This is a genomic window from Paraburkholderia dinghuensis (genome assembly GCF_003837865.1).
Classification (GTDB): Bacteria; Pseudomonadota; Gammaproteobacteria; order Burkholderiales; family Burkholderiaceae; genus Paraburkholderia; species Paraburkholderia dinghuensis.
The window spans coordinates 160,227-174,851 of the sequence record NZ_RQIS01000002.1; the positions used below are offsets into that span (position 1 = coordinate 160,227).

A 14,625-nucleotide genomic window follows, 5' to 3' on the forward strand; every position below is an offset into this window, starting at 1 on the left:
CATCGCCTATCGCTGCGCCACCGGGCGGGTACTTCAACCATCAACCACCGACATACGCGCGACGCATCGCCTCGTTGCCGGAAAGACTTTCGTAGGTGCCCTCGAGGACCACGCGTCCGCCTTCGACCACGTACGCGCGATCGCAAATCTGCAGTGCCGCGTGCGCGTTCTGCTCGGCGAGCAATACGGTTGTGCCGGCGCGATTGATATGCTGGATCACGTCGAACATCTGCTTGACCACCAACGGTGCAAGACCGAGCGACGGCTCGTCGAGCAGCAGCACGCGCGGGCGGCTCATCAGCGCACGGCCGATCGCGACCATCTGCTGCTGTCCACCCGACAGTGCGCCGGCCGGATCGTTCAGGCGATCGGTGAGCATCGGAAACAGTTCGAGAATCTGTTCGAGGCGGCTGCGGTTGCCCGCTTTGTCGCCGCGATGCAGATAAGCGCCGAGCATCAGGTTCTTCTGCACCGACATGCCCGGAAAAAGCTTGCGCCCTTCGGGACACTGAATCACGCCCGCACGCACCACGTCGGCAGGTTTCATGCGCGCAAGATCGGTGTCCTTGAGGCGGATCTGGCCGCCACTGATGCGGCGCAGCGCACTCGCGGCATTGAAGATCGAACTCTTGCCCGCGCCATTCGCGCCGAGCAGCACCACCAGTTCGCCTTCGTTGATCTGCAGGTTGACCTCGTGCAGCGCGCGGAAGCTTCCGTAGTCGAGGCTTACATCAGTGAACGTCAGCATGCTCGCTCCCGAGATAGGCGTCGATTACCGCCTGGTTCGCACGGATTTCCGCGGGCGTGCCTTCAGCGATCTTCTCGCCGTGATCGAGGACCATGATCTTGTCCGCGAGGTTCATGATCATGTTCATCTTGTGCTCGACCAGACAGACTGTGATGCCGGTCTTCGCGATCTTGCGGATCAGTGCGGCGAGCCCGTCGGTTTCCTCCGCGTTGATGCCGCCGGCCGGTTCGTCGAGCAGCAGCAGCGAAGGCCCGGTCGCCAGTGCGAGTGCGATCGCGACACGCTTGCGTTCCTCCTGCGTGATATCACCCGCCGGACGCTCCTCGAGATGCCCGAGGCCGACGAAATCGAGCGCGGCGCGCGCCTTGTCGCGGCACATGCTTTCTTCCGCATGAAAGCGCCGCGTGCGCAGCAGCGCGTCAATCAAGCCCGAACGCGTGCGCAGCCGGTGGCCGACGATCAGGTTGTCGAGCACGCTTGCCTGGTCGAATAGTGCGGTCGCCTGGAACGTGCGCGCCACGCCGCGCTGCGCCATCTGGTCCGCGCGCAAGCCGGTCACGTCGTCGCCGTGCAGCAGGATCGCGCCCGAACTCGGCCGGTACATGCCGCTGATCAGATTGAAAAAGGTGGTCTTGCCGGCGCCGTTCGGGCCGATGATCGCGTTGATGCAGCCGGGTTCGACGCGCGTGGTCACGTCACTGACCGCGAGCAGCCCGCCGAAACGCCGCGTCAGGTTCTGGATTTCAAGCATGGCTGTCTCCGCTGGCGGCGCGGGGAATCGGCGCGCTTTGCGAGGCGCGTTGCGCCGCGCGTCGCAGGGTGATGGTCCGGTAGAGCCCAACGATGCCGTTCGGCAGGAAGATCAGCAGCACGATCAGCAGCGGGCCGAATACCAGGAAGCGGTAGGCCTGCAGGAACTGCAACGTCTGGGTCAGCCACGGCAGCGCGAGCGCGCCGATGAGCGGCCCGGCAAGCGTGCCGATGCCGCCCACGACCATGTACATGGTCATGTCGAACGTGTGATCGATGGCGGCGATGTCGGGGCCGATGAAGCGCACGAAGCCCGCGTACAAACCGCCCGCCAGTCCTGCATAGAAAGTCGAAATCAGGAACGCGATGAGCTTGTTGTGCATCAGGTTGATGCCGAGCGACTGGGCCAGATTTTCGCTATTGCGGATCGCGATGAAAGTCCGGCCGAGCAGCGAATCGACGATGCGGCGCATCAGCCACATGCCGGCCGCGAGGAATGCGAGCGTCAGATAGTAGAGCGGTACGGGATTTTCGAACGAGACCGGACCGACCGGTGGTGGCGCCGGAATGCCGATGACACCGACCACGCCGTGCGTGACGGCGTCCCACTTCTCGATCACGAGGAAGATGATGTACCCGACGCACAGCGTGAAGATTGAGAAATAGTGGCCCTTGAGCCGCAGCGAGACGAGCCCGACGAAGAAGCCGAGCACAGTCGTCACGATGCCGGACGCCACGAACGCGATCCAGAATGGAACCTGATGATCGACAGTAAGGATACCTACGGTATAGGCGCCGACCGCAAGGAACCCGGCATGCGCGAGATTGAACTGGCCGGTATAGCCGGTCAGCAGGTTCAAGCCGACCGTGGCTAGCGCGAAGATATAGGCGGTGGCCATAACGGTCAGCGAATAGTCGTTGCGGACCACCAACGGCAGCGCGATACCGAGCGCGAGCAGCGTCAGCCACCCGTGATTGCGCAGAATCCTCATGATGCGCGCATCTCCCTTGAAAACAGACCTTGCGGGCGCAACGACAGGATCACGACCAGTAGCACGAAGGCGATCAGATCCTGATAGTCGGGCGACACATAGAACGCGCCGAAGCTTTCTGCGAGGCCGATGATGAGTCCGCCGACGATCGCACCGGGTACGCTGCCCATGCCGCCGAGAATAATGATCACGAACGCCTTCAGGATCACGACGTCGCCCATGGTCGGATACACCAGGTTGATCGGCGCGTAGAGCGCGGCGGCAACTGCGGCGAGCGCGCCGGAGATCGCGAAGGTTGCCATCCCGACTTTCCTCGGATCGATGCCGACCAGCGCCGCGCCATCGCGGCACTGGGCTACCGCGAGGATGGTCGAGCCCATCACGGTGCGGTGCAAGAACAATTCGAGCGCGACCACCAGCCCGAACGCGCCGGCAATGATCAGCAACCGCTGGATCGGTGCGATCACGCCGGCCAGCTGGATTACGCCTGGATAAGGCGTGTCGATGCGGTGGAAGTCGGCGCCCCAGAGCGCCTGCGCTCCGGCTTCGAGAAACAGCATCAGACCGATCGCGGCAATCATCGGCGACAGTTCGTTGACCCCGCGCAAGGGTTGGAACACCAACTGTTCAGAAATCATCGCCAGCGCCGCAACACTGACTGCCGCGACCAGCATGGCCCACCAGTAGCCGAGACCGAGCCGCGTGGTCAAATAGAACGACGCGAAGGCTCCGACCATGTAGAACGCGCCGTGCGCAAAGTTGGGGATCGCGAGAATGCCGTAGACGAGCGTGAGCCCGAGCGCAACCAGGCTGTAGATACTCCCCAAGGTCATGCCGTTGAGCAGTTGCTGCAAAAGCAGATCCACACTGATCTCCTGTACGCGAAAAGCTGGTGAGCGTCGCCGCGGATCAGGTATGCAAGCGACGTTCGCTGGTCGCATACCTCTGGGGCGTTACACGTAGTTCGGTCCGGGGCCCATTTAGCATTAGATTCCATCATGCAGTCACGTTAGGGAAACTACCAGACGGCCGATTTAGCGATCCAATGCACCATAAACCGCCGCCAGATGGCGAATCCACGCATAAAAAATATTTGATTCGGGTTATTTGTGGTCATGGAAACAGGCGTTGACGGTTCATTTTTGGGCCTGTAGATTCCACTGTGCAGGCAACGATTCCGTAAAACAGAATGAACGATGGCGATGTGAGCTTGCTGCGGCACATCGTCGGAGGAGACATCGATTGCGGGCTTTTGCACATCTTCGCGAGCTGGCGGACCATGTCGGCCAGCCGATTGGCGTCGGTGAATGGATGACGATCGATCAGTCACGCGTCGACCGTTTCGCTGAGGTCACCGACGATCTCCAGTGGATACACACCGATCCGGTACGGGCCGCCGAGGGCCCGTTTGGCGCGACCATTGCTCATGGATTTCTGACGCTGAGCCTGCTGCCGTCGCTATGTGCCAGCGCATTTCGTGTCGACGGCACGGTGATGGGCGTGAACTACGGGCTCAATCGCGTGCGTTTCCCTGCGCCGGTGCCGGTCGGCAGTCGAGTGCGCGCCCACTGCAAGCTGCTTTCTTATTCGTCGCTCGACAACGGCGCGCAAGTGACCATCGAGGCCACCGTCGAGCGTGAGCGCTCCGCGAAGCCGGTGTGCGTCGCCGAACTCGTATCGCGCCGGTACTGGTCTGAATAATTATTTGCAGTCCTGTTCAATTTGATTTGCTCGGGATAGTCCGAATTGCAGCAGACCGTCCAGGGCACTGAATCTTCGTGTGATCGACAGGAGGAGACCGATGCGTTTCAGGGACAAGGTCGCCGTCGTGACCGGTGCGGCCAGCGGAATCGGCCGTGCGACCGCGCAGCGGCTGTATGGCGAAGGCGCTTGTGTTGCACTGATCGATCGCAACGCGGAGGCGCTCGCCGCGATCACGGCTGACATGGACCCGGCGCGTGTCTGGCATGGCGGCGTCGACGTGGCGAATGAGGGCGAGGTGGTCGAATGCATCGACGAGATCGAGCGCCGCTTCGAGAAAATCGACGTGCTGTGCAACAACGCCGGCATTGCCGGCGGCGACTATTCGATCATCGCCGACACCGAGATCGGGCTCTGGTCGAAGATCCTGGCCGTCAACCTGATGGGCGTCGTGCATTTCACGAAGCGCGTATCGCGCGGCATGATCGAGCGCCAACGCGGTGCGATCGTCAATACGGCCTCGGTGGCCGGTGTGCGCTCGGGCGCGGGCGGCAATGCATACAGCGCATCGAAAGCCGCTGTGATCAATCTTACCCAGACCAGCGCTTGCGATCTCGGTCGGTGGGGCGTCCGCGTCAACGCGGTCTGTCCCGGGCTGATCGAGACCGGCATGACCGCACGCGTGTTCGAGCGCGCCAGGGAACTGGGCAAGGAGGGCAAGCTCGGCTCGCGCTGTGAGTTGCTGCGCGCTGGACGGCCGGAGGAAGTGGCGGCGGTGATCGCCTTCCTGGCCTCCGACGAAGCCAGTTACGTGACGGGGCAGGCGCTGCCCGTCGACGGCGGGAATACAGCCTCGCTGAATTTGCCGGGCATGAAGGTTTGAACCGGAGCCGTCCGGCTGTCGTTATCGACATGAATCCGGACCGGCCACTTCCGACGAGAGGAACCAGGCAGACATGGATCTGAATTTCACAGCCGAAGAAGAAGCGTTCCGCACCGAGGTACTGGATTTCCTGCGGGCGTCGCTGCCCGAGGACATCGCCACACGCATGCGCGCTGGCAAACGTCTGACGCGCGACGAGATAGAGCAGTGGCACCACACGCTGAACCAGAAGGGTTGGCTGGCTAACCATTGGCCGAAGGAATATGGCGGCCCCGGCTGGACACCGGTCCAGAAGTTCATCTTTGAAAACGAATGCGCGATCGCGGGTGCGCCGCGCGTGGTGCCTTTCGGCGTCAACATGCTGGGTCCGGTCCTGATCAAGTACGGCAGCGAGGCGCAGCGGCAGTACTGGTTGCCGCGCATCCTGAGCGGCGAAGACTGGTGGTGCCAGGGTTATTCGGAACCGGGCGCAGGTTCCGATCTGGCCTCGCTGCGGACCACCGCGGTGCGCACCACGATCGACGGCAAGGATTACTACGTCGTCAACGGCCAGAAAACATGGACCACGTACGGTCACTACGCCAACATGATCTTCTGCCTGGTGCGGACATCGAAGGATGTGAGCAAGCAGTCCGGCATCAGCTTCCTGCTGATCGACCTGAACACGCCCGGCGTCGAGATGCGCCCGATCATCACGCTCGATGGAGAGCATGAGGTCAACGAGGTGTTCTTCACGGACGTGAGGGTGCCGGCCGATAACCTTGTTGGCGAGGAAGACAAGGGCTGGACGTACGCCAAGTATCTGCTGACTTATGAGCGTACGAACATTGCAGGCGTGGGTTTCTCGATGGCCGAACTGCATCGGCTGAAGACGATCGCGCAGAAGATCCGCAGCGACGGCCGCGACATCATCGACGATCCACTGTTTGCCGCGCGCCTCGCGCGCGTTGAGATCGATCTCGAGAACATGAAGACCACCAACCTGCGCGTGATCGCAGCGGTGGCGGGCGGAGGGGTGCCAGGGGCGGAAAGCTCGATGCTGAAGATCCGCGGTACCGAAATACGTCAGGAACTTTCATCGTTATTGCGCCGTGCCATGGGGCCGTATGCACAGCTGGAGGCTGACGAAGCCGTGCAGACCCCGGGAGGCATCGTGCCTGCGGGTATCGACGAAGCTGCGGGTGCCGCCGCGCAGTATTTCAACCTTCGCAAGCTGTCGATTTTCGGTGGCTCCAATGAAATTCAGAAGAACATCATCTCGAAGATGATTCTCGGACTCTAAGGGACTCGCACGATGCATTTCCAGCATACCGAAGACCGCCGGATGCTCGCGGATTCGCTCGACCGCTTTATTTCCGAACAATATGGCATCGAGGCGCGCAACCAGATCGCGTACTCCGATCAGGGATTCAGCCGCGACATGTGGCAGCGCTTCTGCGAGCTCGGCATCGTGGGCGCCTTCTTCGATGAAACGGTAGGCGGCTTTGGCGGGCGGGGCTTCGATATCGCCGTGGTGTTCGAGGCGCTTGGGCGCGGCCTGGTCGTCGAGCCTTTCCTCGATGCCCTGATGGTGGGACGAGCATTGGCCGTGTCGGGCAACGATAAGCAGCGCGAAATGATTGCGCAACTGATCGAGGGTGCCCGGGTGGTGGCGCTGGCCCACGACGAACCGGCCTCGCGTTACGAATCGACGAGGGTGACAGCGCGGGCACAACGGCACGGCGACCGCTGGAAGATCGATGGCGTCAAGGGCCTGGTGCAACAGGCCGAGGGTGCAGATCTGTTGCTCGTGTCGGCCCGCACGTCGGGCGCGGACAATGACCGCGACGGAATTTCACTGTTCCTCGTACCTCGCGACGCACCGGGCGTTAGCGTGCGCGGGCATCAGCGAGTCGATGGCGGGCGCGCGGCGGAAGTCGTCCTCGATACGGTCACGCTGGGAGCGGATGCGCTGGTCGGGGCCGAAGGCAAGGGTGCCGAAACGCTTGAACATGCAATCGGCTATGGTCTGCTGGCCCTGGTATCGGAGGCAGTCGGGGCCATGGAAGTGGCCAAGGCACACACACTCGAGTATCTGCGTACCCGCGAGCAGTTCGGCGTGAAGATCGGCACCTTCCAGGCGCTGCAACATCGTATGGCCGATCTGTTGCTGGACATCGAGCAAGCGCGTTCGGCCGCCATTAACGCGGCTGCGGCGGTGGATGCGCCGGGAGTTGAGCGTGAACGAAGTCTGTCGGCCGCGAAATATTCGATCGGCCAGATCGGCACGCGCGTGGCTGAAGAGGCTATTCAGCTACATGGCGGCATCGGAATGACGTGGGAGTTGCCGCTTGCGCACTACGCAAAGCGTCTCGTCATGATCGACCATCAAATAGGAGATTCGGATCATCATTTGACCCGGTACATCGGGTTTGGTAAGCAGGTCTAGTCTAAATAAGGATAGCGAAATGAAGAAGAGGAAACAAACGGGGAGATTGCTTTCGTCCACACTCGTTGCCGCTGGTCTGCTGGGCGCGGCGGGTGCGGTGCAGGCGCAGAGTAGCGTGACGCTGTACGGCATCGTCGACGGAGGTTTTCTGTACACAAGTCGCACGCAGATCACCCCTACCAGTCCCACCGGTGCCCACCAGTTCTCGTTTACCGACAGCGGTACGACGAATTCGCTCTTCGGTATGCGCGGCGCTGAGGATCTCGGTGGTGGCATGCGAGCCGTCTTCCAGCTTGAGAACGGCTTCAGCGTCGCGAACGGCGGGCTCGCCAACTCGAACGGCAACCTGTTCGGCCGCCAGGCGTGGATCGGCGTAGAGAGTCCATACGGTAAGGTGAAGGCTGGCGTGCAGTTCTCGCCGTTCTTCATCTCGCTCTATGAAACCGATCCGCGCGGCATGTCGTATTTCGGCAGCGCTCTCATCGGCTACCTCGATAACGTCTTGGTGACGGGTCTTTTCAACAGCAATGCGATTAGCTACACGTCACCGGAAATCGCGGGCCTCGAGGGGTCCGCCATGATGGCGTTAGGCGGCACAGCGGGGAACTTCCAGGCTGGGCGTCAGTATTCGGTGAGCCTGACCTACCACCTCGGCGGCTTCATGCTCACCGGCGCACTCTACAACGGCAATAACGGGGGCAGCGCTGCGACGACACCGACACCGAGCACGATCGAATTCATCGGCCGCACGCTCGGTGCAAGCTATCGCTTCGCGAACGACCTTTCGATTTACGCGTCGTATGCGTTGTACAAGACGGGCAGTACGCCCTTCAACAATTTTGTCTTCCAGCGCAATACTGGGTTTAGCAACAGTGTTTATTCCGGCGGTGCAAGCTACCGTATCAAACCGTATCTCAACGTGAGTGCCGGCGTCTACTACACGCGTGACGGCAACAACAGCGCTAACCACTCCCTGTTGACGTCCGCGGAGGCCCAGTTCTACCTCTCGAAGCGTACGACGCTGTACGGTCAGATCGGCTACGTCAACAACCGCGGCGCCATGGACACGGGCTTGTCGGTCAGCAACGCGCTGTTCGCAGCCTCCGGCTCGACCGTGGGTGTGGGCCTCGGTATGCGGCACATGTTCTGATGGCTGCACCGGTGGACTGCCGTTCGATCACGCCAGACGCGTAGTTCACTTCCGAGCGATCACGATCAGCCATTCCGGTTGATCGTGATCGCCGATCACCGTAACGCGAGCGCGGTCGACGCCGTACACGTATTAGGTCAGCGTTTCCGGCGCGGTCCAGTCGATGCGCGCACCACGAGTTCGGGCAGTGGACCCAGCACCATCGACGGTTCGTGCTCCGGCGTCTGAATCAACCCAATCAATCTCTCGATCGACAACTCTGCGACGGCAGCCGTCTGGATCGCGACCGTCGTCAGTGCAGGATGCACCTGGTGCGCAAGTTGAATATCGGTGATGCCGATCACCGACACGTCATCCGGCACCGCATGGCCGAGTGTGATTAGCGCCTGCACCGCACCGATCGCGAGAAGGTCATTGGTCGCGAAGATCGCGCTCAACTCTGGACGATTCGCCATCAGTCGCATGCAGGCGGCGTAGCCGGCGTCGATCGAGTCGCGAATCTGCAGCGCCGCGGTCGGATCGGCCTCGATGCCGGCCGCGAGCATTGCGGCGCGAAATCCGTTCGAGCGCGCGTCTTGCAGACCGCCGCAGCCGTCGCCGATTAGCAGGCCAACGTCGCGATGGCCGAGCTCGAGTAAATGGTGGGCCGCCAACGCACCCGCGCGAGCGAAGTCGACCGCAATGCACGGTAGCGTGGGCGGCGACTCGGGGTGCTCCCACATCGCAAGCAGAATCGGCGCATTGTGCATGGCCGATGCGTATAGATCGCTGATCGCAATGTCCGTGTTCATCACGAGAACGCCGTCCGCGAGCGTGCCGGCAATCTGGTTCAGGTACGCGCGGCCGGTTTCTGCATTATCGTCAGTATTGCAAACCATCAGAAAGTGTCCGCTCTTACGTGCCGCGCGCTCGGCGGCCAGCACAAACTCCGGGTAAAACGGATTTGAGATGTTCGATAACATCAAGGCAAGCGTTGACGAACGACCCTCGGCAAGCGCGCGTGCGTTCAGGTTTGGCCGGTAGCCGAGTTCGTCGATGGCCTTCAACACGCGTGCGGCCGTATCGGGGTGGACTTTCTCGCGATTGCGCAGCACGTTCGAGACGGTGGCAGCGGTAACGTGCGCCAGCTTCGCGACTTCGGATAACGTGACCATTTGCGGATCGATCCCACATTTAGGGAATGTGATTCAAATGTTGCAGATGCCTCGCGAGGTTGCTAGCTTTTCGAAAAACGTCGCAAAGACACGCAGCATGTCTATTTCCGTCGAATTCGAATTTAAGCGGTTAAATGCGCCCGGCACAAGAGGCAGGCTTTTATATTCGACGGAAATTTAAGCGATTAAATCGAGGCGGAGACAGCATGGCGACGATTCGTCTGACCAACGTGCGCAAGGCTTATGGCGACCACTCGCCAGTGTTCCCGCGCGTAAATCTGGCGATCGCCCGGCACGCCGTCTGCGTGTTTCCCGTCCCGTCGGGTTGCGGCAAGTCCAGCTTGCTGCGGATGATCGCCGGTCTCGAAGGCCCCCCTCAATATGAGTTGGATAACGGCGGGTGTCTCGTCAACGACGTGCCCGCCGTCGGGCGAAGCGTTGTCTGGGTGTTCCAGCGCGACTCGCTGTTTCCGCATATTGCCGCCTGATCGATCGTCAAGGACGGGTCAATGGTTCGTCATGCAGAACTCCGCCACAGAGCGGGTCACACTTCCGGCCCAGCGTAGCCGGTCAACAAGGTAGATAAGGAGACATACGATGATTGCTCTTCGCCTTCGCCGTCTTGCACGGGTGTCGATTGCTGCCGCAATGGTAGCCGGCGCGCTCGTCAGTGCCTCGGTCGACGCGGCCACGCTCAACGTCATTGTTTCGGCGCGCGCCAATCAGCGCTCGACCTGGCAGGATGCGTTCGACCAGTTCAAGAAAGCCAATCCCGACATCGACATGAAGATCACGTACGTCACCGAGGAAACGTACAAGGTGCAGATGGGCGGCTGGCTGGCGACCGAACCGCCCGATGTCGTCTCGTGGCACGATGGCGAACGGATGGCCTATTACGCGCAGCGCGGGCTGCTCGAAGACCTGAGTCAGGACTGGGCGAAGAACGGCTGGTCGCAGCAGTACGCGTCGGTCAAGGAAGCGTCGACGTACAAGGGCAAACAGTACGCGGCGCCGCTAGGCTATGACGCGTACGGGTTCTTCTATCGCAAGGATCTGTTCGAGAAGGCGGGCATCAAGAGCGAACCGAAAACATGGGATGAACTGCTCGAAGCCAACCGGAAGCTGAAGGCGATCGGCGTCGCGCCGATCGCGGTGCCTGCGCGCGATAGCTGGACGCTTGCCGCATGGTTCGACTACCTCGATCTGCGACTCAACGGCAATGAGTTTCATCAGAAGCTGATGGCCGGCGAAATTCCGTACACGGATCCACGCGTGAAGAAGGTTTACACGACCTGGAAGACGCTGATCGATAACCACGACTACATCGATAACGCGCTTTCGTACGATGTCGACTCGGTCGCGCCGTTCCTCGTCAACGGCAAGGCCGCGATGATGCTGATGGGCACGTTTTTCTCGGCGAGCTTTCCGCCGTCCATCAAGGATCAGATTGGCTTTTTCCGCTTCCCCGTGATTGATCCGAACGTGCCGATGGCGGAGGACGGTCCCGTCAACGTGCTGCTGATTCCGGCAAAGGCGAAGAACAAGGCCGACGCGCGCAAGTTGCTTGCGTTCATGGAGCAGCCGAAGATCAACGCCGAACTCGCAAAGGGCTGGGGACAATTGCCGTCGAACAGTCAGGCGGCCGAACCTGACGATGCGATTTCGAAAGTCGGCTTCCAGACGCTCGCGAACACGAAGGGCGGGATCGCGCAGTTCTACGATCGCGATATGCAGAAGGAAATGGCCGACGAAGGCATGAAGGCCATGCAGCAGTTCTACAGCGATCCGTCGCAACTCGATAGCGTGCTCGCCCAGCTCGAAGCGACGCGCAAGCGCATCTATCAGAAATAAGTCACGCCGCGCCGGCCGTGCTTCGACGGCCGGCGTCCGCACTCGATTTTCACCGGGACTTCTGGGCTCTATACCTCACACAGGGTGACGACGCTGCACCGGTCACGGTGGGCGTCTTTTCATCGACGGGCCAACGGACGGCTGCACGGAATCTGGTCGTATTGCCTTGTGCGCTGATGTTGTTAGCGATGCAAAGGCATGTCGTCGCCGGGCTGACTTTCGGCGCGAGCAAGGAATAAACCGCGGTCCTGTCCCGCGGGGTTCGCCGCCCATTCACGACGAGATGTTCACATGCAACTAGGTGTCTGCTATTACCCGGAACAGTGGCCGCGCGCGATGTGGGCCGACGACGCGCGACGTATGGCCGAGCTTGGCATCACCCACGTGCGGATCGCTGAATTCGCGTGGAGCCGTCTGGAGCCGCGCGCTGGCGAGTTTGTGTGGGAATGGCTCGACGAAGCGATCGACACGCTCGCAAATGCCGGCCTGAAACTGGTGCTCGGCACGCCTACCGCGTCGCCACCGAAGTGGCTGATCGATGCGTATCCGGAGGTTCTGCCGGTGCGCGCGGACGGCGTGCGCTGGAATTTTGGATCGCGCCGTCACTATGACGTATCGAGTGAGATATACCGGCGCGAATGCGTGCGTATCGTGACCGCGATGGCGGCGCGCTACGGACGGCATCCGTCGATCGTGGCGTGGCAGACCGATAACGAACTCGGTTGTCACGATACGGTGCCGAGCTATTCCGACGCGGCCGTGGCACGGTTTCATGCGTGGCTGCAGCGTCACTACGAGACCATCGATGCATTGAACGAAGCATGGGGCAACGTGTTCTGGAGCATGGAGTATTCGTCGTTCGACGCGATCGGCTTGCCCAACCTGACGCCCACCGATGCGAATCCGATCCATCTGCTCGACTTTCGTCGCTTCGTGTCCGACGAAGTGACGAGTTTCCATCGCGAGCAGATCGAGGTGCTTCGCGTGCATGCACCAAACGCGGACCTGCTGCACAATTTCATGGGTTTCTTCACGACGTTCGATCATTATCGGTTCGCCGCAGACAGTGCGATCGACGTCGCCGCATGGGACAGCTATCCGATCGCTCGCACCGAATCGATCGCGCTGCCGGAGGAACAGAAGGCGCGCTTTGCGCGCACCGGGCATCCCGATGTGTCCGCCTTCGATCACGACCGTTACCGCGGCATCGGTGCCGGGCGGTTCTGGGTGATGGAGCAACAGGCTGGTCCGGTTAACTGGGCGTCATGGAACCCGGTGCCCGCGAGCGGCATGGTGCGGCTGTGGGCGTACGAGGCGTTCGCGCATGGCGCGGAACTGGTGTCGTATTTCCGCTGGCGTCAGTGCCCATATGCGCAGGAACAGATGCACTCCGGGCTGAATCTGCCGAACAACGAGCTGTCGCCGGGTGGTGTCGAGGTGCAACGGGTGGCGCGCGAAATCGCAGGCAGTGTGGCGCTATCGACGCTTGCCGCCCCCGCGGGCGCGGCGACCGCACTCGTATTCGACTACGAGACGCAGTGGATGTTCGAGATTCAGAGGCACGGCAAGGGCTTCGACTATCAGACACTCGTGTTCGACTACTACGAGGCGTTGCGAGAAATCGGCCTCGACGTCGATATCGTGTCGAGCCACGCTGATTTTTCCGGGTACAGACTGGTGGTCGTGCCTAGCCTTGCCGTGATCGATCACGCGCTAGTCAAGCAGATTGCGCGCAGCGACGCGCAGTGGGTATTCGGACCGCGCAGCGGCTCGAAGACTGGCGCGTTCGCGATACCGGGGGATCTGCCGCCCGGCGCATTGCAGCGCGTGCTGCCGATCCAGGTGCTGGAAGTCGAAACGTTGCGGCCGATGCTGGCACCAGCGCTGATTATCGAGGGCGTGCAGGGCAGTGCGCTGCACTGGCGCGAGCATGTGCGGGCCAACGGCGAGACGCGCGTCGTTGCGCGCTTCGACGATGCGTGGCCTGCGGTGCTGACGCTCGGCAACGTGCGCTACGTCGCTGGCTGGCTGTCGCATGAACTTCATCGCAAGGTGCTGCAAACAGCGGCGCGCGATGCGGACCTTGAAACGCAACTGTTAGCTGATGGGCTGCGGATTCGCCAGCGCGGTGGCCTCACGTTCGCGTTCAATTTCGGTGCGCAAGCTGTGGAAGCGCCAGCGCCGCGAGATGCTGTGTTCGTGATTGGCGGGCCGAGTCTGGAGCGCGGTGATGTTTGTATCTGGAAGGAAGCGTGACGCCGGTTGGTCTTTAGCCCGGCGGGCGGCCTGATCTGGCACCTGCGGCAGACCATGAACTGCGTCGTGACGCCCCCACCGTTGCGGGCCGCCCCGGCCGTAACGGGGCGCCGGGTTCCCCGGCGGCGAACTCATCTTGTTTCCGCTATTGCAGATTCCGTGTTCGTCTGTGGACAGCCCCTTCGTTGCGTAGGGGAATAGACGTAAACACCTGGATTACAACGTGACGAAAGTACGCAAAAATTAGGAAATATCAAGTCGAGCGCAGTTTGGGTTGGAATTGCAGTATGAAAGACAGTGTGTCGCGTTGCTACGGTTTCCGTTTTCCGGCAGCGATCATCAGTGGCGCCATGCGCTGGCGGGGCAAAGCGGCGCCGAAGCGCGCCAGCAGTGGGGGGGCGTGCCTGCACCCCGACGCCGCGAAACGCGTATTTGTCACGGTACCAGCGTGCCTGGATAGTTGCGCCGTACACAATTCCCAGTCCACGCGTCGGCGCGAGCAGCTGATTCCCCAAGGGGACTCCCTTCGAGGCGTGTGCGACCTTCGCGATTCCCGGCGCACACGGTTGTTTGTCCCGCGTACTGGTCCGGTACGTCAACATTTCGCCTTGATCCGCAACCGGATGAAGGCAGCCCGCCATCGTGCACCGCTCAACGCGCGTCTGTTCGCAGCGTATGGCCGGACAGGCGGGCGATTCGCCCAGGCAAGTCA

13 protein-coding genes and 1 pseudogene are annotated in these 14,625 nt (G+C 61.5%); 9 read left to right on the plus strand and 5 right to left on the minus strand.

Translation table 11 applies throughout. The features are described from left to right. Positions 1-40: 40 nt before the first annotated feature. The 4 genes from D1Y85_RS03620 to D1Y85_RS03635 are packed head-to-tail and all read right to left on the minus strand — an operon-like array spanning position 41 to position 3,356. The gene (locus D1Y85_RS03620) at positions 41-748 is read right to left on the minus strand and encodes an ABC transporter ATP-binding protein (RefSeq protein WP_124149669.1); all 708 of its coding nucleotides are present in this window, start codon (positions 746-748) and stop codon (positions 41-43) included. Then, on the minus strand, positions 732-1,499 hold the full coding sequence (locus D1Y85_RS03625; protein WP_124149670.1) for an ABC transporter ATP-binding protein: 768 nt from the start codon (positions 1,497-1,499) through the stop codon (positions 732-734). The genes D1Y85_RS03620 and D1Y85_RS03625 overlap by 17 nt, the downstream gene beginning before the upstream one ends. Then, a complete protein-coding gene (locus D1Y85_RS03630) occupies positions 1,492-2,490 on the minus strand; it encodes a branched-chain amino acid ABC transporter permease (protein WP_124149671.1) in 999 nt (332 codons plus the stop codon). Before D1Y85_RS03630 ends, D1Y85_RS03625 begins: the two co-directional genes overlap by 8 nt. Beyond that, a complete protein-coding gene (locus D1Y85_RS03635; RefSeq protein ID WP_124149672.1) occupies positions 2,487-3,356 on the minus strand; it encodes a branched-chain amino acid ABC transporter permease in 870 nt (289 codons plus the stop codon). Before D1Y85_RS03635 ends, D1Y85_RS03630 begins: the two co-directional genes overlap by 4 nt. Before the next feature lie 376 nt (positions 3,357-3,732). On the opposite strand from D1Y85_RS03635, the gene D1Y85_RS03640 reads away from it, so the two are divergent. The 5 genes from D1Y85_RS03640 to D1Y85_RS03660 all read left to right on the plus strand — a co-directional run bounded on the left by D1Y85_RS03640 (position 3,733) and on the right by D1Y85_RS03660 (position 8,652). Next, positions 3,733-4,191 carry a MaoC family dehydratase gene (locus D1Y85_RS03640; protein ID WP_124149673.1) on the plus strand — a complete coding sequence of 153 codons (459 nt, stop codon included), beginning with the start codon at positions 3,733-3,735 and terminating at the stop codon, positions 4,189-4,191. A 100-nt stretch (positions 4,192-4,291) separates the two neighbouring features. After that, positions 4,292-5,074 (plus strand): SDR family NAD(P)-dependent oxidoreductase, encoded by a 783-nt coding sequence (locus D1Y85_RS03645; RefSeq protein ID WP_124149674.1) that lies wholly within the window; start codon positions 4,292-4,294, stop codon positions 5,072-5,074. Between the two features lie 73 nt (positions 5,075-5,147). Then, positions 5,148-6,356 (plus strand): acyl-CoA dehydrogenase family protein, encoded by a 1,209-nt coding sequence (locus D1Y85_RS03650; protein WP_124149675.1) that lies wholly within the window; start codon positions 5,148-5,150, stop codon positions 6,354-6,356. A gap of 12 nt (positions 6,357-6,368) precedes the next feature. Next, positions 6,369-7,502 (plus strand): acyl-CoA dehydrogenase family protein, encoded by a 1,134-nt coding sequence (locus D1Y85_RS03655; protein ID WP_124149676.1) that lies wholly within the window; start codon positions 6,369-6,371, stop codon positions 7,500-7,502. A 19-nt stretch (positions 7,503-7,521) separates the two neighbouring features. Further along, the gene (locus tag D1Y85_RS03660) at positions 7,522-8,652 is read left to right on the plus strand and encodes a porin (RefSeq protein ID WP_124149677.1); all 1,131 of its coding nucleotides are present in this window, start codon (positions 7,522-7,524) and stop codon (positions 8,650-8,652) included. 137 nt (positions 8,653-8,789) lie between these two features. Here the strand turns inward: D1Y85_RS03660 and D1Y85_RS03665 are convergent, their stop codons facing one another. Next, positions 8,790-9,806: a LacI family DNA-binding transcriptional regulator gene (locus tag D1Y85_RS03665; protein WP_124149678.1), complete on the minus strand. Its 1,017-nt coding sequence runs from the start codon at positions 9,804-9,806 to the stop codon at positions 8,790-8,792. Between the two features lie 206 nt (positions 9,807-10,012). Between D1Y85_RS03665 and D1Y85_RS03670 the strand changes: the two genes are divergently transcribed. The 4 genes and pseudogenes from D1Y85_RS03670 to D1Y85_RS03680 all read left to right on the plus strand — a co-directional run bounded on the left by D1Y85_RS03670 (position 10,013) and on the right by D1Y85_RS03680 (position 13,913). Beyond that, positions 10,013-10,294, plus strand: coding sequence for an ATP-binding cassette domain-containing protein (locus tag D1Y85_RS03670; protein ID WP_124149679.1), 282 nt, complete (start codon positions 10,013-10,015; stop codon positions 10,292-10,294). A 109-nt stretch (positions 10,295-10,403) separates the two neighbouring features. Next, positions 10,404-11,657, plus strand: coding sequence for an ABC transporter substrate-binding protein (locus D1Y85_RS03675; RefSeq protein WP_124149680.1), 1,254 nt, complete (start codon positions 10,404-10,406; stop codon positions 11,655-11,657). 59 nt (positions 11,658-11,716) lie between these two features. Further along, positions 11,717-11,896 (plus strand): annotated as a pseudogene (locus tag D1Y85_RS27420) (carbohydrate ABC transporter permease); the annotation flags it as partial. A 52-nt stretch (positions 11,897-11,948) separates the two neighbouring features. Next, on the plus strand, positions 11,949-13,913 hold the full coding sequence (locus D1Y85_RS03680; RefSeq protein WP_124149681.1) for a beta-galactosidase: 1,965 nt from the start codon (positions 11,949-11,951) through the stop codon (positions 13,911-13,913). Positions 13,914-14,625 lie beyond the last annotated feature (712 nt).